This is a genomic window from Runella sp., from assembly GCF_027484545.1.
In the GTDB taxonomy this organism is placed as follows: Bacteria; Bacteroidota; Bacteroidia; order Cytophagales; family Spirosomataceae; genus Runella.
On record NZ_JAIXST010000349.1, the window covers coordinates 1 to 21,403 of the forward strand.

The 21,403-nt window shown below is 45.3% G+C and carries 17 protein-coding genes; all 17 read right to left on the reverse strand.

The features are described from left to right. Nucleotides 1-13 precede the first annotated feature (13 nt). The 17 genes from Q0081_RS31125 to Q0081_RS31205 all read right to left on the reverse strand — a co-directional run bounded on the left by Q0081_RS31125 (nt 14) and on the right by Q0081_RS31205 (nt 21,388). The gene (locus Q0081_RS31125; RefSeq protein WP_298362924.1) at nt 14-739 is read right to left on the reverse strand and encodes an IS1 family transposase; all 726 of its coding nucleotides are present in this window, start codon (nt 737-739) and stop codon (nt 14-16) included. A 136-nt stretch (nt 740-875) separates the two neighbouring features. Then, nucleotides 876-2,234: a phage tail sheath C-terminal domain-containing protein gene (locus Q0081_RS31130; RefSeq protein WP_298362926.1), complete on the reverse strand. Its 1,359-nt coding sequence runs from the start codon at nt 2,232-2,234 to the stop codon at nt 876-878. 100 nt (nt 2,235-2,334) lie between these two features. Then, entirely contained in the window at nt 2,335-2,790 is a 456-nt protein-coding gene (locus tag Q0081_RS31135) for a hypothetical protein (RefSeq protein WP_298362928.1), read from the reverse strand. A 121-nt stretch (nt 2,791-2,911) separates the two neighbouring features. Then, nucleotides 2,912-3,394 carry a hypothetical protein gene (locus tag Q0081_RS31140; protein ID WP_298362930.1) on the reverse strand — a complete coding sequence of 161 codons (483 nt, stop codon included), beginning with the start codon at nt 3,392-3,394 and terminating at the stop codon, nt 2,912-2,914. Between the two features lie 149 nt (nt 3,395-3,543). Beyond that, complete coding sequence (locus tag Q0081_RS31145) at nt 3,544-4,230, reverse strand: hypothetical protein (RefSeq protein ID WP_298362932.1); 687 nt, start codon at nt 4,228-4,230, stop codon at nt 3,544-3,546. Between the two features lie 239 nt (nt 4,231-4,469). After that, the gene (locus tag Q0081_RS31150) at nt 4,470-6,974 is read right to left on the reverse strand and encodes an ATP-dependent Clp protease ATP-binding subunit (RefSeq protein ID WP_298362934.1); all 2,505 of its coding nucleotides are present in this window, start codon (nt 6,972-6,974) and stop codon (nt 4,470-4,472) included. 121 nt (nt 6,975-7,095) lie between these two features. Beyond that, nucleotides 7,096-7,686, reverse strand: coding sequence for a hypothetical protein (locus tag Q0081_RS31155; RefSeq protein ID WP_298362936.1), 591 nt, complete (start codon nt 7,684-7,686; stop codon nt 7,096-7,098). A 99-nt stretch (nt 7,687-7,785) separates the two neighbouring features. Further along, complete coding sequence (locus Q0081_RS31160; RefSeq protein ID WP_298362938.1) at nt 7,786-8,598, reverse strand: hypothetical protein; 813 nt, start codon at nt 8,596-8,598, stop codon at nt 7,786-7,788. Between the two features lie 136 nt (nt 8,599-8,734). Next, nucleotides 8,735-9,367, reverse strand: a complete 633-nt coding sequence (locus Q0081_RS31165; protein WP_298362939.1) for a hypothetical protein — start codon at nt 9,365-9,367, stop codon at nt 8,735-8,737. Between the two features lie 21 nt (nt 9,368-9,388). Beyond that, on the reverse strand, nt 9,389-11,806 hold the full coding sequence (locus tag Q0081_RS31170; protein ID WP_298362940.1) for a hypothetical protein: 2,418 nt from the start codon (nt 11,804-11,806) through the stop codon (nt 9,389-9,391). A gap of 19 nt (nt 11,807-11,825) precedes the next feature. Beyond that, on the reverse strand, nt 11,826-13,145 hold the full coding sequence (locus Q0081_RS31175; protein ID WP_298362941.1) for a hypothetical protein: 1,320 nt from the start codon (nt 13,143-13,145) through the stop codon (nt 11,826-11,828). A gap of 128 nt (nt 13,146-13,273) precedes the next feature. After that, a complete protein-coding gene (locus Q0081_RS31180) occupies nt 13,274-13,735 on the reverse strand; it encodes a hypothetical protein (protein WP_298362943.1) in 462 nt (153 codons plus the stop codon). Between the two features lie 5 nt (nt 13,736-13,740). Next, nucleotides 13,741-17,364, reverse strand: coding sequence for a T9SS type A sorting domain-containing protein (locus tag Q0081_RS31185; protein ID WP_298362945.1), 3,624 nt, complete (start codon nt 17,362-17,364; stop codon nt 13,741-13,743). 110 nt (nt 17,365-17,474) lie between these two features. Next, on the reverse strand, nt 17,475-18,707 hold the full coding sequence (locus Q0081_RS31190; protein ID WP_298362947.1) for a PP2C family serine/threonine-protein phosphatase: 1,233 nt from the start codon (nt 18,705-18,707) through the stop codon (nt 17,475-17,477). Between the two features lie 16 nt (nt 18,708-18,723). Then, nucleotides 18,724-19,476, reverse strand: a complete 753-nt coding sequence (locus Q0081_RS31195) for an FHA domain-containing protein (RefSeq protein ID WP_298362949.1) — start codon at nt 19,474-19,476, stop codon at nt 18,724-18,726. A 16-nt stretch (nt 19,477-19,492) separates the two neighbouring features. After that, nucleotides 19,493-20,191 (reverse strand): hypothetical protein, encoded by a 699-nt coding sequence (locus Q0081_RS31200; protein WP_298362951.1) that lies wholly within the window; start codon nt 20,189-20,191, stop codon nt 19,493-19,495. Nucleotides 20,192-20,245: 54 nt separating this feature from the next. Then, complete coding sequence (locus tag Q0081_RS31205) at nt 20,246-21,388, reverse strand: hypothetical protein (RefSeq protein WP_298362953.1); 1,143 nt, start codon at nt 21,386-21,388, stop codon at nt 20,246-20,248. Nucleotides 21,389-21,403: the final 15 nt, after the last annotated feature.

The window sequence follows — 21,403 nt, forward strand, 5'->3', positions numbered from 1 at the left end:
GGTAGTGCTTCAATTATGGTGCTGAGAGCCCCATTGCATGATTCAAATTATGGTAGCATAAATAGAATTTGATAGCCCCAATGTGATTTTCTAATTTTTTAGAAAATGAGAGGGTTTCTCTGACCAAACGAGATACTCTTTGACGTAGGGTATTGTTGAATCTTTCAATATGATTTGTGTATTTTTTTTGTTTGCAATAAAGATGCCTTCCCTCTGGAATAACAGTTTTGTAGCTATCCCAGTCATCGGTATGAAATAATCCATATTCTCTAATTTGTTGAGGTATTTTCTCCCACAATGCCTTGGCAGATTCTCTACTTCTATCGCCAACATGAAAAGCTATAATCTGCCGAGAATCTTTGTGCATAACCAGCCAAACATAGTAAACATTTTTTCGATTTCCTACCCATGACCACAATTCATCGGCCTCATTATCAGCTAATTTTATGTAGTACTGGTCGTTATAATTTACTTTCTTGAAATTAATTTTACAATTTAAATCTTCGGGTAATTCCGCGTATATTTCTTTGATAAAAGCTAATAGCCAGCTTAAAGAAATACCCACGACCCGACAGATACCCCGAAGAGAGATACGCTCTGACAAAAGTCGTTTTATATAAACCTTCTTATCTGGTGAAATGAACCAGTCTTTGCCTTTATCAACCGCATCGGCGGTCCGAAAATTTATATCTACAATCTTTGCACTTATTACAAGGTTTAAGATAGTCTGTAAAACCATTTTTCTTTACATTTGTGCTAAGGCAACGGGGGCATCTTTCGGGTGTATTACACATCAGGTAGGTTATTTAGGTTCTTGGTAAAACAAAAATAACACCCCGATTGCCCCTTACAAAATCAGCACCATAATTGGCGCACTACCTCAATTCCGAATCCCAATCGCCTTTGGTACCTGTCATGTTGATGGCAAATACTTTGGCAGGAAAAAAGGGCTTCAAATCCATGTTAACAATGACGTGCGTAGGTTTTTCGGGGTGGCGTTTCACTTCCAGATTGCGATAATCTTCGATGATTTTGCCCGGTCCGCGAATCTCGGCGAGGAACTTGGAAATCTGCTTTTTGATGTCTTCCAACATCTTGTTATCAATGTTTTCGAAGGTACGACGGTTCAGAAAATCCTGCATGATTTTGCCAATCCAGTCAAACACCCGAACCACACTATACGTCTGCAAACCTACGTTATCGCCATCAAAAAGCGTTTTTGCCGACTGCGGCACCACCCGTCCCCACTCGTAAATGAGCGGAATTAAGCCTCGGTTCTCCAATTGAGCTACCTCGTTTTTGCGCATGGTGAACTTTGTTCCGCTCGCCATTTTGAGTTTTCCGTGGGCCAAACCTGCCGCCGGTTGGGCAATGCTGCCTCCCCAAAGCAAACCGGCCAAGGCCATCGACGGAGGAACAAAAAGGTGATCTTCTTCTCCAATATCGGTGTTGGCTTCACGGCCAACTACCCAGTTGGCAGGCATCATCACGTGCGATTTGTACGCATCCGAGCCTGTCAATTTATCTTTGTCAAAGGCCGCTTCCACATCTTCGGCACTGTCTAAGTGACGATAGTCGGTAAGTAACATTGCCTTGTTTTGATAGGCCAATTCAGCCCATTTATCCACGATGATATTTTTCTTTAACCAACCCGGTATCACCACCAGCGAATAGTTATTTGTTAAATCGAAGCGGTCGTAATTATCCCGAAGTTCTTTGGCCAATTGCTCAAAAATCCCCGTTGGATTGCTGAATCCATCAATATCGGTTGTCATGTCGTTGCCGGCATCGAAAAGGGTCAGGTTTTTAACTTTTTCTTCGGCGGTATTTTCAAAAAACAACGCCAATGAACGATACGAGCGCTCCAGTTCTTCAGTCTGACTAAGGCAGTTGAGTAAATTGGATTTGAGTGTTTCACCGGCCGAGGATGCTTTTTGTTCGGCATCGGCTACCATATCGGCTATATTATCGTGTGCTGAAAGTAAATCAGCTACGGCCTGAAGGCGTTTTTTAAGTTTTTTACGGTCGGCCTTGTTATCTTCTTCTTCCAAAAACATCGCTTTACGCGCCTTTTTGGTTGAATCCATATTTTCGGTGCCGTCCACAATGGTTTTAATAAACTCAAAACCACCGTATTTAGATAATTGTGGGACTATTTGAGTCAAAGGACGCGGTGCGGCCGCCTTCTCTTTGAAAAGTTCTTTCGATTGGGGTAGTTGTTCTTCTTGTGCCATAGCGGGTTTCAGTTGCAAAAGTTCGTCATTCGGTTAGGGGATGTAACCACACGGTACGCCGTTGCGATAGAAATATAGGTTACATAGTTAAAGAGTTTGTTTATTCTTCGTCAATCGCGTCCAATTCGGCAATCATAGCCATGAGTGCTTCCAAAAAAGCCGCTTTTCCGGCGGGGTCAGCCAACAGTTTTTGAAATACTTTGTTGGTCATCAGGCGCTTGATCATGGTTTGAAAATCGTCTTCTTTACCTTTCAGTTCCTGCAAAAAGCCGCTTTGCTCAATCATCCCTTTCACCGTAAAAGCACTTACGCTCGTAAAATTCAGGGTTTCGTTCACTTCTGCTCCATCTTCAGTCGTATGAGTTACATCCACTTGAGGTTGAAAATGATCAAACGCGTCCTGTAATTTTTGGATGCCTTCTACGGGCGCTTGGCTCATAGAATCAGCCGTAAACTTGCTGATGATGGCGGTTTTGTTATCGTGCAAAAGTTTGATGGCTTCACTGGTGCCTTCGTCGATTACGACGCCGCCCAATTGGGGTTTTTCGATTGCCATGGTCAGGAATAAATTAGGGGTTATGTTTTATTTACGTAACAAAGGTATTGGCTATGTTTCAACTATTTTAGCGTATAAATACGTGATTTTCAAATGACGTATTTTTACTCGTTATGTCTTTTTAAGGAGTGGCAATAGGGCGATAGAACCACCAATTTTTCGCAAAACTCCCTTTGACGGTTATTGTATTTTTACTTTTGAAGTATAAAGTACAGGATTGAACAGTACCGCCTTGAGGTATATTTTGTTCATAGACTTCCAATTCATCATTATCCCCTCCAACAACTGCCCCAATAATAGCTGTATGATAAGGCCAGGAAGAGTTTCCCCGTTCCTGATAAGCGCCGTTGCTTTCGGTGTATTTGTACAATTTAAACTGAACAATATCACCGGCCTGTAGCTGCCCAAATGAATTAATAGCTGTACCCCATTTATAGGGAGGTTTAAAACTTTTCCCCATGACATCATTGGAAGTTTTTGCCCGGTTTTCACGAAGTGCTTCTTCGGCCAAATCCCAGCATTCGGAGGCACCGCTAATTTTACCTGTTACGTTTGTGCCTACTTTTGATTTTACCCAAGAAACTATTGTTTGATTAAGTCCCATGATGCAAGTTACTTTTTAATTAATATCCTCAATTTCAATTGCTTTAATTGAACATAACAAAGGTAATCGGTGATTATCAGGGATTTTAGAGTGCAACTACGTGATTTTTAAAATGAGGTATTTCTACGTGATGCCGGTACTGTTACGCGTTACCAGTCACCAACTTGATAATATATTTTCACTTTTACATCCGCTTTTTCAGCAGAATCAAATGTTTTTGAGAATGCACTTTCTAATTTTAAATGTTCGCCAAGATTAAGAGTTGCCCCGGCCGATACGTCGTCCATTGATAGCTGGGTGCTCAATCTACCATACTTACCTATCGTATCAAATGCTAAAGAGGGTTTTATCTTTGTCAAATAACTATCGTCGTACGAAATCACACCTCCTACCCGTGTATGACCCATGATTTGAACATCATAACCTACCTGAAACCCTTTCGCTACTTCCGCCATGCTTGGAAGCCCTCCCTTAAATCCGCCTTCATAAAATCGCTGCACTCGAGTCAGAACCGAAGGGGAAAAGCCTAACGTCGGAGCTAGCAATACATTGGGAGCAAGCCAGCGATAACCGTGATTTTTCGTCAGAAACGGCAATAGATCCCAAGGCAAATGCGCCATCATTCCTACCAAAGAGTATTGACCCATATCATCTACCACCCCATGAGAATCAATGTGAACATCGCAACTGTTTCTATTGATTTGAAAATGAACCGATTCAGTAGGGCCTTTCTGACGATAACCCGTCCCCTTCGTTTTTGCGGCCATAAAACACCCCAAAAGAGTTGATTCATCGTCTCTGATGAATTTTTCGTGTCTTTCGAGTCTTTGCTTCAAAGCTTCCCAACCAACACAATTGAATTCAAAGCCTATACCCATCCCCACCTAATAAATGGAATTTTGAGTGGCTTTAATCCCATACTCGTACAAATCAAGATGAATGTGCAGTTCAGTCAATCTTGCAAGAACTTTGTCAACGATTGCGTTCTTTTGCTTCTTTTTTTCATCTTCATCTTCGCTAAACTCAACGACCGGACTTCCCATGTGCATTTCCGTTAAAAATGAATTATTTCTTTTTACTCTTTCACCCACTCAAACTCCCCATCTTCCCCCAATTTCAGGGTTATTTGCGAACCTTTGCCAATTTCGCCCGACACAATCATGCGCGAAAGCGGGCGGCGGATGCGGTTGCGAATTACACCCCGAATGGGCCGCGCACCATACTTGGGTGTGAAGCCTTCCAATGCCAAAGCTTTACGGGCTTCGTCATCCAAGTGGAGTGTGATGCCTTGCTTTTCAAGTAGAGTAATGAGTGGCTTAAGCTGAATGTTGAAAATATTGACTACGGCGCTCTCCGTAATCGGACTGAAAGGGATAATTTCGGTCAAACGGCCCAAAAATTCGGGACGGAAGTGCTTGGTCATCAAATCCAAGATATCGTTGGAGGCGGGGATTTTTCCCGCGCCAAACTGTGCCGCTATCCACTCCGAACCAATGTTTGAGGTGAAAAGTATAATGGCATTAGAGAAATCTCCCTCCCTCCCAAGTCGATCGTGGAGCGTTCCCTCGTCCAGTATTTGTAAGAACAAATCAAAGACCGAAGGGTGGGCTTTTTCGATTTCGTCAAACAATACAATGGCAAAGGGTTGCTGTTTGATTTTAGTCACCAGCAAGCCCCCTTCTTCGTAACCTACGTAGCCAGGAGGCGCGCCGTATAGCACAGCCGCAGAATGCTCTTCCTTAAACTCCGACATGTCAAAACGAATCAGGGCTTTTTCGTCGTTAAACAAAAAATCGGCCATCGTTTTAGCCAATTCGGTTTTCCCCGTACCCGTAGGCCCTGAAAAGAAAAACGAGCCAATCGGCTGTCCCGGGCGGCTCAAACCTGAGCGATTTTCTAAAATAGCATCAGCAATGACTTTGGTCGCATGATCTTGACCGACCACGCGTTTTTTGAGGTGCTCGTCCAAAAGAAGCAATTTTTCCCGCTCTTTGGATTGAAGTTTCCCCAACGGAATTCCTGTTTTATGGGCTACTACGGCCGCTACATCGTGCTTTTCGACGGTTTCTTTTTTCTGTCCGCCCAATGTTTCGAGTTTTAGCAGTAAATCCGTCAGATAATCGGCCACGGCTTCGGGCAATTCCATCTGGGCAAGTTCTGATTCTTCTTCCAGCTGTCCCAATAAAATCGGACTCAACCGATGATGGAGTTGGCGTTCAAACCAGCGCAGTTCTTGACCAAACAAAATCGGATCTCCACTCCCGTGCAATTCACGTAGACTGAGGAGTTCGGTTCGCAAAAAATCTATTTCCTGTTGGGTGGTTTCGCTCATCAACTTCATGGCGGCCATGGTACGGTCGATGAGGTCGATGGCGGCATCAGGCAAGCGGCGGTCTTTGATGTAACGTCTTGCCAAACGGACAGTTTCGATAATAGTTCCATCGCCCACCTTGATTTGATGATGCTCCTCAAACAACGAAATCACCTTTCCAATCATCCGACTCGCGGTCGTTTCATCGGGCTCTTCTACTTTTACCAGTTCAAAACGTCGCGCAAAGGCTTCGTCGGGCTCCATAAATTTCCGAAACTCGTCGAGCGTAGTGGCGCCAATCACGGTCAACTCGCCACGGGCCAATTCGGGCTTAAGCAAATTGACCAGGCCCATCGCACCGCTTTGAGGGTCCATCAGGATGTGGATTTCGTCAATAAAAAGCAGTGCCCGCTCGTATTGTTTTATTTCTGCAATGATATTTTTGAGGCGATCTTCGATTTCTCCTTTGTAAGAAGCACCCGCAATCAACGCGCCCATATCCAATTGGAACAAATAGGCATTTTGAAGGTGTCCCGGCACTTGTCCGGCCACAATCAACTGGGCTAATCCTTCCACTAAGGCCGTTTTTCCTACGCCCGGTTCACCCACAATAATTACGTTAGGTTTGGTGCGCCGCCCCAAGATTTCGACCGTCATACGGGTTTCCTTGTCGCGTCCGATAATGGGGTCCAGTTTTCCATCGCGGGCTACGGCGGTTTTATCCACACAATATTTAAACAAGGCTTTAGCGCCTGCATTTCCTCCGACTGAAGTAGCTGCCGATGTACCTTTGACCGCACCGTTGGCAGGAGGGCTAACGGCAGTTTGTACGCCTGCTTCGGCCATTGCTTTTTCGAGCAATTCGGTTTCGGTCAGTGGAAACGATTTGAGTTGGTCTTTCTGAAATCCTACGCCCGGACGGGCAATGGCGGCCAGCACTGCCAAAGGCGACACTTCATCTTCTCCCAATTTCATCCTAATCACGTCCGATACTTCAAACACAGCCTGGGCCTGAGCATCACCGCGGGCTACCCCCTCAAGACGAGTGGATTTTGGGTATTTTTCGATGCGAATATCGGCCCAATCGCGGAGGTAATGAATATCAATTCCCCAGACTGCCAGAACACTCGACAGACCTACATCATTGTTTAACAAGCCTTTAAGCAAATGCCCAGGCGAGAATGTAGCGTGCTGATTTTCTTTTGCTACAGACTGCGCAATTTGAATGGCTTGTTTGAGATCACTACTGAAAGTTAATGTCGAGAGCATAGCGTAGGGCTTGGAGGATAAGTAAATCAAACTTAGAAAAAGGCAACATGAATCACAAGAAGTATTGAGTAAACGGTAGGGAATAATGAGGGAATGTAAAAAGTGATAACGCAACCTTTAATTACACTCCGTTTCCCTGAAAATACTTCCGGTTACTGGCATTAAATAAATCACTGCTTGCAGGATTTCTAAACAGAATGGATGCGTAACGGGAGTCATTCTCTATGTTGGAACGGAGCCTTGTCAAGTCATCTGAATTGATATGTCCGGTGGCTCGGGTGTTTATACAACGACGGCCCACGCTTACTAAATCATCGGGTATGTCTCTGGTAAAGCCTGAATTGTGAAGATAATAACCCTGCGCAATATAGCCTGCTGCTTCGCTGTCTATTCCCAAAAGCCTCATGCTGGTTATGTCAAAATAGGCATGAACAGATTCATGTACAATCAAGGCATTAAAAAGTCTGGACCAGGTCATGGCAGGCCGAATGGTAAAACTATTCCCATCGCTTGTATAACCGCCGTCGGAGCCTGAGGGCAAAGTGGCAGCATCGCCGAAGGTGATTTTACCTCCTTCAATCGCCGTAATTACTTTTTGGAAAGCGGTATAGTCAATTTGGATAGTTCTGCCATCATCTCCCATAAAACTGAAGTTGATGCGGCGTGTTTCATTGCTTTTCAGCACTTGCAGAATGTGTTCTTTTAAGCCCATGATGCGTTCTGATTTTTAGTTAATTTTCTCAACTAAATTAAGGATAAAACAAACCTAAACAGCTACTAATCAGACCTGAATTTACTAAACGGTTAAAAACTACCGATTCTGAAACATGATCTTACTTAACGGTTCTTCTTTGATCTCAATCAAATCGCTGATGAGCCATCCGGAGTTGCTGCTTTCCCGGGTAAAGCTTTCAATTTTGATGACCCATCCTTTAATTCCGGTAAGAAAGACAGTAACCCGTTCACATTCATTAAACTTCACTAATTTACTGTCAACGGCAAAAATGAACGCACTCAACGCATCAAATCGGAACGTAGAATCGGTATAACTGCGTAAAGGAGTTCCTGAACGTAAGGCATTGGAAAGGCTTAAAAAATTGGTTTCGTGCGAATTAGGCACTACTCCGCGTTGTTCTATTTTTTGTTCAAACTGCTCAATAAACGAGTCTGAAGCTCCCAGTAAAATCCATTGATGCACGTCATTGGTGATTTTGCGGCGAAACAACAGATCGGCTAAATTGGTCGTACTGAAATATTCTACCCCACAGGAAGCAATGCTGTAAATCTGATCGTCAAACTTATTGATAAACAAGGGGTTATCGGCATCGCAAACCAATTGCAAAAATCGTTTGAGTCGGTCGCGGTCCGGGCCTTTGTGCCAGCGATTATCTTCCGAATTGACCAATTTTTCGATGTAAGTCGCCCGAACCGCAGATAATTTAAGCGAATCGGGTGCTTTTTGCCCATTTGGAAGTCGATTGGCATTGAATCGATCATAAAATTCATCCAATTGCTTCACTTTCAGCAGCTGATTTTCAGGCGTTTTCATTCGTTTGGCGGACGATTGCCCCCAAAGATTTGATGTCAGCGACACCCAGGCCAAGAAGATAAAAGCGCGAAGCATATTTTTGTTACACGTGATCTATTAACCAACTACTGAAAAGAGCAAAAAGCAAGTGGCAATAAGCAAAAAAGACAAATGGCAAAAGGCAGAAGCAAGTTCAACCTCAAACTGCAAACCGTAAACTGTTAACTGTAAACTAATTAATCGGTTTAGCCTGTTTCGTGGTTTCAGTCACTTTGATGTTTCCGAATTTAATGATCCATTGATTTTGTTTGTAAAAGTCCTCGTCCATCAGATTTTGAAGAGAAACATCCACATCTTTGGTCGTTTTGTCTTGGTAGATAATGTTTCCTTTGTCATCTTTTCCCGTAAACTCCTGCGAAAAAGTGGCCGTCGTGTAATACCCTCCATCGGCTCCTTTGCGGTAATCGCCTACGTAAGTGGCATCGTAAAATAGAATTTCAACTTGCGGATATTGAAGCGCTTTGAGCCGTCGGAAGTAATCAGCAACCGAGCGCGAAACGACCTGAGCCCCTTTTTTGCCCGAAGAAACCTGAACCGTAGATCCCGGTTGAAACAATTTGATGGCCTCTTTGATGGCTTTGTCCCGGTTTTCGTCCGATTGTTTTTTGTCCGAAATGATTTGTATGTACTCCTGTAGTCGCCCTACCTGCTGCTCGGTCCGTTTTTTAAATTCACCATCCAATTCTGCCCGCGTAGGGTCTTTCAACTCGCCCTGATACGCCGGTTTGGAAGGTTGCTGGGCTTTTGAGACGAAAGCGCTCAAAAGGAATCCCCAAAAAATAATTTTAAAGCAGGTAGATTTCATGTCAATGTTAGTGGTTGTCAACTACTTGTTCGCAATATCCAAGAGTTCGGGATTAATAATAGCATCCAACTGTGCCACAGCTTCGTACGTCCGAAAATTTCGCAACGTAAGAGTGAGTTTTAAACCCGTACTTTGCAGTTCATAGCCCCCTTCCATGATAAAATCTTCGTTGGGAATAGCTTTAACAGGATCCCATTCTTCGGCATTTACCCATTTTAGTTTTTTGGAATTGAGAGACGCAACCAATTGGTTTTGAACTTTATAAGCAAATACATCCACATTTTTACCATTTTTGCCGATAAACGGCTCAGCAAACAGTCGTTTGGCCGTAGTGGGCAACTTCGTTTTTATCGTTTCAACTAATCCATTCAACGTAGAAGAAAGCGACAAAATATCGTTTCTTTCGGCGGCTTCTTTCACTTCCCATTCTTCATTGGTAAAGGTCATAGCAGCAATCTCGACGCTTGGTGCTTTTTCAATCCCTTTGATAAACACCTGTTTCGTATCCCATTTACCATTGGGTAATTTATAGCGGTCAAACACCATCTTAAACTGCAACAGGTTATCCTGAGTCACTTCTACTCCGGGAAAATCTTTACTTCTTGATTTTCCTCTAAAGTTTTTCTTTACGTACACATCCAGGTAGGGCGTTCCTTTTTCATTGAACAGCATCGGCGAAAACCGCGCTTTATCGATGGCAAAATCGACGTGGTAATTTCCAAACCACAACGACAAATTATTGAGATAACTTTCCGCTTCAAACGCCTCTGGAAATTTGCCAGATTTAATCAATTCTACCGTCACAATGTCATTGGAAATACTCACTTTATCTCCTTTTTTGAAACAGGTCCGTACCAACTCCTGTTGATAATTGCTTTTTGCCTCATTAGTTTCCAGCGAATCGCCCATGTAGCGCAGGTTGAAGGCAAATTGATTGTCCAGTAATTCCTGAATTTTATCTACCAACTTGTGGGTTTCTTCCGCCGTAGGTTGATTAAATGCCTGTTTTGGAGGCAAGAGAATATCGGCTTCCACTTCCATTTTGTCCAATAATTTCCCCTGCACATTTTCCAAGCGGAGCGTAAATTTTGCCTGATTCCCTTTGAGAAGTTTGGGCAAAACGCTCAGTTTCAATTCATCTTCGGCAGCTTTGTTGGATTCCAACGCCGCTATTTTTTTAGAACCCGGCACCGAAAACCCGGGATTGACCGGCGTTTGTACCATCCTAACTATCAAATCTTTGACGGGTTCGTCCGACTCATTAATGATATTGTATTTGACCGTAGGTTGCGAAAGCAGGGTAATAAATCCTTCGCGAGTACCTTCCCATTTTATACCGTCTTTGGCAAAATGAACCAAAGGCATCAGCGGCTCCTGTACGGGCACCGTCAGTTTTTCGTTGAAGTTGTACAAGCCGCTCGGCTCTTTTACATTGACAGTAATGGTTGCTGTGGCAGCCGCAAAATTCGACGGAATAAAAAGCTCGCAGGGAATAATGATGGTTTCCCCCGCCAAAATGGTAGTGGGAGCAGTGCCGCCCGGTGTGATGGATTGGTCGTTGAACGTAAGGGTGATGGTGGGTTTGTTGAACATTCCACGGCCTTCGTTTTTCAACAAAAGCTTAACTGCTTTGGTACGACGTCCTTTTTCCAAAATTAATGGACCGTTGTTGGAAGCTACCAAACCCACGGCCTTCACCAACGGTACAGGCGGACTTTGGGTTTTAAACGTGACGGGCACTTCGTCCCAAACATTCCCTGATTCACCTTCGAGTTTCAACAAAAACGAAGCTTTCCCATCCACCAACTGACCATTGGTACGAATCGTAACCTGAGCAATGCGATTACTGCCTCCTCGGACGTCACCCACGAGTACGGTGGGGTCAAATTCAATGCCTTTACCAATGGCTTGAGGGACAATTCGCACCAATCCTTTTTCAAATCGTCCTTCACCATCGTTGCGAACGGGTACTTTAAACGTAATACTTTGTCCGCCTTCCACAGACTCTGTACTTTTTTCCAATCGTTCTTTCTCGAACAGCGGTTTGGGGGGTTTAGGAATATCAGCCAATGAGCGCGGGTCCTGCCAATTGGGTTCAATTTTGCGCAGGTATTCCACGGCCCGCTCGGTGGGTTCGTCCAAAAACGATTTTTCGAGGTAGCGTTTTGCCTCGTCCTTTTTGCCCTGCATAAAATACGCCACGCCCAATTCCCGATTTGGAAAATATTCCGACGGCCTGCCGGTCCGGGACGCAATGGCTTTGGTATCGGTATTGCTTACTTTCAGGGCCGCATCAAGGTATTCGACCGATTGCGCCCACTTTTGTTCCTGATTTAACCGGGCTCCCGCTTTGTAAAAATCAACAAATTTCTGGGCTTTCACTTCCCGAGAAAAAAGCCAGGCAAACAAACAGATAATTAGTAAACTATATTTTTTCATATTCCCAAATTCATTCTTCTCAGCTCCTTAAAAGCATTACTAAATCAATGGAAAAATAACTGCGCGTGTATTGATTAATCGACGTTGACGTACCTTGTGGATATTTCATTTGCTCGTAAGCTCCGTGAATTTTAAAACGGTCAAAAAACAGCGTGGCTCCGAAACTGAAACTTTTGGCTTTGCTGCTCGTTCCGTCGTTGTTGAGGTACGATTGCAGACGATACCCCCCCATGACCCGCACTTCAAATTGGGGTGAATCTACCAGAAAAAACTCAGCACCGCCTCTCAGTTGATAATGATTGTTCTTGGCAATGGTAGCTCGTTCCGGCAAGTCAATCAGCAAGGGCACTCCACGGGTCGGATTGAGGCTGTTGAACTGATTATAATCAAAAAAAGTCTGTTGGATGGCCTGTTCTTGATAAGGAAGCACTTCCGCATCTGCCGATAGCAACACTCGCCAGAACGGGCGATACGCTACGCCAACGCCGGCCGTAAAAGGCATTTTGTATTTTTGGTCGTAGGATCGACTGATTCGGGTTTCCAAGCTGCTTGCCAGCACATTACCTTCCGACAAAAATTGATTTCGCAGCGAAAACGGTGTCGAAACCCGTGCTCCGATGCGTAGTGGAAGGTTGTTTTCGTAAAAATCAAACATCACCCCTCCGATGAAATTAAGACCGCTAATTTTGTATTTTCCCTGTTCCCCGCGAACCACATTACCGGGCTGTTCCGTAGCTGAATACTCAAATTTATTTCCCAAAGCAAACCAGTAATTGGCCGTCAGTCCTACCGACATGTAAGGAGACATCTGATACGCTGCCGAGATAGAAGCTGTACTCAAATTGAGTGTACTTTTTAAGGTTTCGGTTGCCGAGGTCGACGTTTGGTTTAGCGTAAACTGATTGGCATCCGACGCACTTTGATAGGCCGCCGAAAACACCACGCTGGGGTCAAATCTTCCCAGACTGACGGGCTTTCCTTTCAGTACGGAGCGTTTGTAAGGAATGAGTACCCCCACAAAACCGGGAGCAAAGTTGGAAGCAAACGTAGCGGGCGTTGTTTCTGATTTCAGTTGGATGGAGCGATTTCGCCCCGAAATCAGTAGGTGCATTCCTTCGCCTTCTTCCAGTGTTTCAAAATTATAATCAATGGTAGCAGGTCCTGCCGGGTTCCAGTGAATGGCCGTAACATCGTCGGCGATGCCAATAAAAGCACCGCCCATTCCCATAGAACGAGTTCCCGGCCCCGTGAAATTGAGGTTCAGGTTTTGGGCGAAAGCAGAAAAACTGCCCCATCCCATCAGGAAAAAACCCACTACTAAGATAAACCTTCCTCTCATAAGCAGTACTTAGATTTGAGTATTGGGTATTAAGCACTGAAAATAGTCGATAACATATTGTAAATCAACTACATATAAAATATTTTTGTCAGTCAAAATACTATAGACTTAATACTCAATACTATTTTTTATTTAGGAATCAAAATATACTCGTTGACTGTATCTCCAGTCTTGTCGCTTCGATACAATCGATTGATTTTCAATTCATTTTCCGAGACTTTATCAATAAAAAACTGAATGCCGTCTTTTACACAATCGACCCCGTCGCTACAGGTAGGTTCGGGGCTTAAATCAAACAAAACCAATTTTACATTTTGTTCAACGCGCCATTTTCCCGTAAAATCAAAGCGGTCGCCTCCCTGGGCTACATCCGTAAATTTCACCGAATTGGCATCGCTTAAATCCAACACAAAAGGATCGTAATTGAAGAGATTTCCTCCCTGTCCTTTTACGTATACCTTTATCCGGCTACCCTGAATATGTGTTGCCTCTTTTACTACCCACACCCGTTCCATTTGGGTCGTGACTTTTGGGGATTTGCAACTTATCAAAGCCACCAATACCAAGAAAACGAGTAGGTTGGTTTTCATTTTTCCTATTCCTTTACAATTCTAAACGATTGTTTCTTATCACCCTGAACCACTTCCAGCCAATAGTTTCCGGCGGGAAAATCACCCATCTCCCACTGATGCTGTAGATTATAAAAAGATTGGGTTTTGAGCAAACTTCCTTTTACGTCGTAAAGTCGCAATTGAGTCGTTTGACCCGCTTTTCCATTTTTGATTTGAATAGTGAGCCAATAGGAAGTCGGGTTGGGAAATACCGATACGACGGATTTGGCCAACGTATCTTCTTCCACTGCCACCACCCGTTTGAGCGTAATTCTCAAGTTTTGGGTTCCTCCCAAACTCCCTACACCACAAACCCCGCTGATGCCCTGAAAACTAAACGTACCGTCGTTGTCAAATCGGAACGTCAGGGTCGTATCACCAGCATTACGTACGTTACGGGTTCCTGCGCTGAAAGTGAGCGTAAAAGGCCCGCTTCCCTGTATCCGTACCCGAGCCGCCAAATTATCGCCCGTTTTTCGGGCTACAATGGAGGTGTCATTTCGAGGGCTTAGCATCTGAGCCGTAGCCCGTTGAAGAATCGAAAATGCAGCGGTGCTCGACTTATTCACCGTTGCGGATGTTTCTACCAACAATCGGTAATTTGTCCCTGCGGCTGCCGAAGCAGGAATCGTAGCCCGAATAGGACTTCGAGTACCACTGCCTAAGCTTGTACCTATTTTTTGGTTGTTGGCATCAATTAAAAATACGTTGAAGGTACCCACGCCGTTAGAAGGTATAATGGTAAAATTAACATCAACGCCTGTTCCGGGACAGGCTGATGCAGAGGTGGCAGACACGTTATCAATCCCCGTAACGGGTTGGGTTGTTACGCTAATGCTTACCGTTCCTTTGGCAGTACAGCCATTGGCAGTGATTGTTACCTCATAATTTCCGCTCATCGCCGCTGTCCCGTTGGCGATTGAGGGATTTTGTTGGGTGGAAGTATAGCCGTTGGGGCCCGTCCAGGCGTAGGTATAGCCCGTTCCGCTTCCCGAAGTAAGTTGTATCGTTTCTCCAACAATATACGTGGATTTAGAAGACGCTGCATTGGGAACCGGAATCGAATTTACGGTTACTTTGACCGTATCACGGGCCGTTCCGCAGGTGCTGGTTCCCGTCACCACGTAGATGCCGGAAACGGGAGTGGTCAGTTGCGGCGAACGGGTTGTGTTCGTAAAACTCGGCCCACTCCAACTATACGTTGCAAACCCATCGGTCGCCGAAAGTGCCACGGCTACCCCGGCACATACCGATAATGGTTTGGTACCGTTGGCTGTTGCAGCGATGGTTGGGGTGGAAGTGACGGTAAATACATCGCTATTGGCCACATTTGTTGCTGCCGGATTACTGCTTTTTATTCGTACACGATAACTTCCGGTGGGTAAACTAACGGGGATGATGTACACAATCGGGCTCGTGGGCGAAGTAGCGACGTTTGCCAAAACCACCGAAGTACCAGCTTGATTCATTACATCAACGCTGAAAACATTGGCGGCATTAAACGTTCCAGTGGTTGTAAAACTCATCCGTAACGTATCCTTCAAGCACAGTGAAGTACGATTCAGAGTAGGTTTGGAGATAGTCACCACTACTGGCGCTACCGTGACAGTAACGGAGGAAGTATCCGAACACCCGGTGGTGGCATTCGTGCCTTTTACAGTATATTTCCCACTCATGGCAACCGTCGCATTGGGGCGAGTAGGATTTTGTTGGGTAGATGTATAAGAAACCGGGCCACTCCACTCATAAGTAGTTGCACCGGAAGATTGTAATTTGATGGTATCGCCTACGGAATATGTTGCCGCCGGAATAGCGCTTGCGCGGATAGTGGGTAAGGCATTGACCGTAAAAACATCACTGATAGGTGATTTGTAAGGAAAAGTTACCGAGGAAGGTGCAGGCACGCCGTTGATTTGAATTTTATAACGTCCGACCGGTAAATCGCGAGGAATAGTGACATTCAACGGAGTAGTAGTGCCGGAGGGAGCCAACGTTCTGACAAGGGTTGTACCTGCTTCATTCAGGACAAGCGCCGAAAACGTGCTGGAAAACACCTGAGTCCGCCAAACGAAGTTAATTGGGACGCTGGCTCCGAGACAAACGTTGGCAGCTATTGTAGGTTTTTGGATGATTGCCGGCAGGTTTCCGTTAATGTCAAAGGTCTGAGCATATACATCTCCCCGGCATTGACCGGTGGCGTTACGTTCGTCTTCCCACATGGCCAAATACGGATTGACGGAACCCAAACTATACGACAATTTGAGGTTTCCACGACTTTTAGAATCGTTGACACCGCAAATTTCCCTGCCCGGATCTGCCCAACTGCGGCTCACCTGATAAGTATTGGAAACGTTAATTAACTGCCCATAGATTTTGTTATTAAATATTCCGGTCATGAAATATTTTTTATTTCCTAAATAAACATCCTCAATCAGAAGTCCTGTTATGGAACTCCCTCCCGAATTGTATCCCCTTGTTATGACCTCCAACTCATTACTCAATGAAGTCACCCCGTCAAAAATCCGCATTACCTGCGCATTATCCGATTGGTTTAGGTACAAAAAACAGGTAAGCCCTGAAATTCCGCCCGCTACGTTCACATTATTTAGGGCGGAAGATTTAAAAATGTTGGTCACCCCAATCAACGTTGCATTGCTATGACGAAAACGGTGCGCTCGTACATCCGTTCCTACCCCAACCTGACCTCCGTTGCGGGCATACACCACCATTTCGTCGGTGGCGGGCTGAACGATAGCATTCTGAATATGAATGATTTGCTCTATATCTGCGGCATTATCAATTCTTCCGGTATGGGTTCGGGTTAAAGTACTGCCGCTGAGGGTATATCGTTTGACATGTAATTGGCGATTGTTGTCACTGTGAGCCACAAATACCACCACTCCGCTGCCCCAGGCAGCACCAAATACCCGAGGCTTAGACTGATCTCCCGCTTCTACTTCAGAGACCACTTCGGTAGGAGCTGCGGTAGGACTGCTTAAATTAATCAGAGTCAATTTTATATCTGAAGTTCCTCCAGAAGTACGGTACGTAGAAACAACGGCCAATCGGCCTCCATTCGGCACGAAAGAGGCACTCCATTCCAAATCGCCGCCGGTATACAATGCTAATTGATGCCCAATGCCTGAGTTGGCCAAAATCTGAGGAGCACCGTCACTAATGTTAATGACTTGCTGATAAAGTTCGGCATTGGACGATTTCACTACTCGATACACTATAATTGCCTGATTAGACCCATCGGCTCGAAACAACCCAACACTTTTAATTCCGTCGGCACAATTTGGGTCACTCAAGCCATTTACCGAAAAGGCAAGTCGTCCGCGTTTTCCCGCCGCATTGATATATTGGGTATTCGCATTGGCATCATAACGTTGCACATACATGGCAGCGGCATTGCCTTCTCTTTCTACCCAAGCCATAATGAACCCGCCTGTCCCATCGGGAGTTACTCCGTATAAGGTAGAATTGTAAGCAGTACTGGCATCGCTGGAAATTCGCGTATTTTCGGTCGTAATTTCACTCCACTGCCCCCAACTATACAGGTTGCTTCCTATCAACAACACAAAAAGTACCCATCTCTTAATAGTCATACAACTTATATTTCAAGTAGTGGTATTTGATGCAATTTACTGAAAATCAAAGGGACAATAAGAATTAAAGTTCGTGTTTTTATTGAACGGTCAAAAATTTCAGGGATATTTTATCCACCGGGGATTTTTTTCTGAAGCGTGTCCTGATTTTTCTTTTTACTAAAGGATAATGTATTGGCAGTTACCCCATTTTGATCGGGCTTAGAAAGAGAATCCGCAGAAGCAATCTCCGTCTTTTTGGGTTTAGAAGGCAGACGCTTTGAATTGACGGAAGCAACCGTTGCTTTTTTTATTTCGGGGTCTGGTTTTTGGGTAATCGGTACAGTATCAGCCTTTTTTTCGGGAGGAGGTTTTGAATTGACAGGAGTAGGTTTTTGGGCAATTTTTTGTGGCTTTAAAAACCAATAGGCTCCAAATGCCAACCCTATCAACAAAACAGACACGCCCAAGTACCAAAACCCCTGTCCCAGCTTGGCAGAAGGGGGTGTTTCGACCACAAGCTTATTTTCAACGGGAACATCAAAGGTAGATTCCATCTCGTTAGAGGCCATTACCTGAATAGGTTCGACCCATTCTTTGGCAATAAGCGGCTCCCCTACCTCCGCGATTTGCACCAAATAACCCGAATAATTGTCCCGCGTATTGCCTTCACACAGGTTAAGAATGAGTTGGAGTTTTTTAGCGTCGTTTTGTTCGCTATCCAGAATCTGACACAAGGCTTCATCAGTTAAATTTTCGAGCACCCCATCGGTACACTGAAAAAAATAATCGCCCGGTTGTACATCCGTCAGTTGATTGATTTCAATGTCTGTTTCTTTATGCGAACCCTGAATCGCTCGGGTAATTACATTTCGTTCGGGGTGGTTTTTCGCCTGTTGCTCTGTGATTAGTCCCGTTTTGAGCAGGTAATTGACTTTGGAATGGTCTTCACTTTTAAAAACAATGGTACCCTGTCGGATTTGGTAAATGCGACTGTCGCCGATATGAGCAGCAGTGACGTCCTTTTCTCCAACCCCGACAAAAGTGAGGGTAGTAGCCATACCTCGCAACAGATGTTGTTGCTGTAACATGGCGTCGAACTGTTCGAGTACATGAGCAAACGCCGCTTTAATTACCGTTTCCGAATAGACCGAAGAAGGGTGTTTGGTAAAATAATCCGCAAACCCCGTCACGGCAATATGACTGGCCAGTTCTCCTTTTTGAGCCCCGCCAACGCCGTCGCAAACGATAAAAAAGCGATGTTGAGCGGTAGCCTCTCCCGCAGGCGGATAAATGGAATCCTCATTGTTTTCGCGTTGACCCTGAAACGTAAAACCCAAAGGGGGATGAATAGTGATTGCCATAATTAGTTCAAATTACTTACCAAATGATGGTCTTGGAATAATCCGTACTCTGCACGTTGCGGGCGGCATCGCGAGCGTTACTTGCGGCTTTGGTAGTTTGCAACACCACCTTGGTACGCCCCATTTGAATAGTATCTCCGTCTTCGAGGTAAATGATATCTTCGGGTTCGAGTTTGATTTTTCGCATCGGGTCATTGGTGCCCATCACAAAGGTTCCGTTTCGACTTCCGGCTTCTGAAATCAAGTACTGAAACTGTCCGAATTTATCACGGGTCACTTCCACAATCGCGTGGCGGCGACTCATCATTGCGTCTTCGCTTTCAATCAAAATATCAGCCGTAGGTACCGAACTTTTACGACCGATAACGTTAGGGCCAATACGCAAAGGATAGGTTTGAGCAGTTGCATTTTCGTCGTGTACCACAATAAATCCAACGGCTCCCGTCTGCTGAAAAATAGCATCCTGTTGTTTGGCAGCATCTGGCGAAGGCGGTTTTAGAAAAGGATTGCTTCCTCCGTTGGGCTCCGTTGTCCGAAAAAAATCAGCAGGCGGCGGCGGAATAGGCGGCATAAAATCAGAGGGCAAATAGCTACCAGTTGGAGCGGGGGGCGGCATAGCCCCGGCTTCCTGAATCACTACATAAATGCACTTATCGGGGCGCTGTTGCACACAATTGAGCTTCGCAGGACTGCCTGGCAGCAATTTTACCGGCGATTGCCCTTTTTTAGTGTGTTGGCACTCTTTGCAACGGAAAACGTATTCAAACATTTGTTAGTCAATAGTTTTATGCATTCGGAAAATGCTCATCCAACGTATCATGGTGCGTTTCGTTAGGAGGATGGGTAAAACCAGAGGTATGGTCACCCTGGTGCAAATCGGACGAATGATGATGAAGCTCTTCTACATGAGCGATTTTTCCGTTATCAGGAATGAAAATGGAATTGGGTAAAAAGGCGTCGTTTTCTGCAAATGGTTTTAACACAGCAAAGTAGTCGTTTTGCACCACAGAATCCAGTCCGGTCCACTCCTCGGTGGTGTAGGTATTGTACCACTGCCCGCGCCATTCAAATACGCCTCCCATCCCTACCTGAATTCGTGCTGCATCAAAAGCATCTTTAAATGTTCCGTCCTGACTGACTTCCGCAATTTCCAAAATAGATGGATTTGTATGTCCTTCCGAGGTTTCGGCAGAGGGTGGCGAGGTTCTGTGAAGCTCCGCAGATTCTTCCTCAGAAATCTCAGCAGATTCAGAAGACGATTCCATGACCTCAATTACCTCAGCTTCCTCATCATTCATTGCCCACCAGGACACAAAAGCAATGTTTCCCAACATGATGACACCTGCTCCGGCCATTTCAGCAGGGGTCATTTTATCAGGACAAAATATTTTGGGCAATTCCCTCGACCGTGCGAGAGCAGGAGAAGGTTTTGATTGGGGTTCTGCTTTTTTAGGCATCCCCAACATTCCGGTTTCATCCAACATGGTTTTTCCTTTTACTTATTTAACATTGTAACAGCCAACTCAGACGCTTTTTAGTTACGCTGTTTCAGAATTCATTGAATCTTCTGAATCCGAAACTCCCTGCGACGAATCATCTTCCAAGCTAAGTATCTCCACATGTTCCATCTGCGCCATCAGGAGTTGGTCTTCCTGACCTAACGGCGTTGCCGTTTCAAGTCTATTATCACCATCTGTATCCAAATCTACCACTTCCGACAACTCGCCCGAACCGGCGACCGAGCCCGTTGATTGCATGTGCATTTCAATAGGCTCCTGCAACGTTTCCGCGCGTTCTTCCAATACCTGCCCCTCGTCCGACACGGGAATAGCCGTTTCGAGTTTGCCGTCATTGTCTTTGTCTATGTACATAATGCTCGAAATACCTTCGCCGGGCTCGTCTTTTATGACAATATCCGCCAACCCGTCGTGGTTTTTATCCGATAGGATGGTATCTATCTCTCCGTCATTGTCCGTATCTAAACGTGCCACAATCGGTTCTGCTTCCACCACAGCTTCGGGCGTTTCTTCCTGTTCGGCGGGACTTACAATCGGTTCAATGCGATTGGTAAACTCTTCTCTCATTTCGGCAGGCATCCTATTCCATTCTTCAATGGAATACGTACTGTACCATTGTCCTTTGTATTCAAACAAGCCCCCCGGCCCTACCTGCTCGCGCGCTTCGAGAAAAGCATCTCTAAACTCGGAATCGTCACTGACTTTGGCGATTCTGATTTCATCGGGTAATACAGGCATAGCCATCGGTACAGGCTCTGGTTTGGGTACCGCAGCAACGGGCCGGTGAACCGGCGGTGGCGGCGGAGCCGGCTTTTCTTCCGCAACAGGGGGCGGAGGAGTTTCCACCAATTCCTCTTTGGGTGCTTCCGGAATGATAGGAACCACAGGAGCAGGGGCTGCCAGGGTCACCTCCGGTGTTTCCTCTCCATTGATCATTGCCCAGGAAACGAACCCTACACTTCCGATTGCTACCGTACCAATCGCCAAACTGCCCACCAATTTTGTGTAATCACGCTTCGGCTTCGGCGGTACCTCCACTTCTGGAAGCGGCGGTGGCGGCGTAGCAGCAGCCATGAAGGGAATATTGGGAGGAGAGACCGGAGGCGTTTTTATAACAGGTTCGCCGGGAGCGCCAAAAAACTGAGTATGTTCATTCTGATTCATTTTCGATAACGTTTA

Bases quoted from the DNA above. Each gene is read 5' to 3' on its own strand.
- Q0081_RS31125 (WP_298362924.1), bottom strand. From the start codon at position 739: ATGGTTTTACAGACTATCTTAAACCTTGTAATAAGTGCAAAGATTGTA.
- Q0081_RS31130 (WP_298362926.1), bottom strand. From the start codon at position 2,234: ATGGCACAAGAAGAACAACTACCCCAATCGAAAGAACTTTTCAAAGAG.
- Q0081_RS31135 (WP_298362928.1), bottom strand. From the start codon at position 2,790: ATGGCAATCGAAAAACCCCAATTGGGCGGCGTCGTAATCGACGAAGGC.
- Q0081_RS31140 (WP_298362930.1), bottom strand. From the start codon at position 3,394: ATGGGACTTAATCAAACAATAGTTTCTTGGGTAAAATCAAAAGTAGGC.
- Q0081_RS31150 (WP_298362934.1), bottom strand. From the start codon at position 6,974: ATGCTCTCGACATTAACTTTCAGTAGTGATCTCAAACAAGCCATTCAA.
- Q0081_RS31155 (WP_298362936.1), bottom strand. From the start codon at position 7,686: ATGGGCTTAAAAGAACACATTCTGCAAGTGCTGAAAAGCAATGAAACA.
- Q0081_RS31160 (WP_298362938.1), bottom strand. From the start codon at position 8,598: ATGCTTCGCGCTTTTATCTTCTTGGCCTGGGTGTCGCTGACATCAAAT.
- Q0081_RS31165 (WP_298362939.1), bottom strand. From the start codon at position 9,367: ATGAAATCTACCTGCTTTAAAATTATTTTTTGGGGATTCCTTTTGAGC.
- Q0081_RS31170 (WP_298362940.1), bottom strand. From the start codon at position 11,806: ATGAAAAAATATAGTTTACTAATTATCTGTTTGTTTGCCTGGCTTTTT.
- Q0081_RS31175 (WP_298362941.1), bottom strand. From the start codon at position 13,145: ATGAGAGGAAGGTTTATCTTAGTAGTGGGTTTTTTCCTGATGGGATGG.
- Q0081_RS31180 (WP_298362943.1), bottom strand. From the start codon at position 13,735: ATGAAAACCAACCTACTCGTTTTCTTGGTATTGGTGGCTTTGATAAGT.
- Q0081_RS31185 (WP_298362945.1), bottom strand. From the start codon at position 17,364: ATGACTATTAAGAGATGGGTACTTTTTGTGTTGTTGATAGGAAGCAAC.
- Q0081_RS31190 (WP_298362947.1), bottom strand. From the start codon at position 18,707: ATGGCAATCACTATTCATCCCCCTTTGGGTTTTACGTTTCAGGGTCAA.
- Q0081_RS31195 (WP_298362949.1), bottom strand. From the start codon at position 19,476: ATGTTTGAATACGTTTTCCGTTGCAAAGAGTGCCAACACACTAAAAAA.
- Q0081_RS31200 (WP_298362951.1), bottom strand. From the start codon at position 20,191: ATGTTGGATGAAACCGGAATGTTGGGGATGCCTAAAAAAGCAGAACCC.
- Q0081_RS31205 (WP_298362953.1), bottom strand. From the start codon at position 21,388: ATGAATCAGAATGAACATACTCAGTTTTTTGGCGCTCCCGGCGAACCT.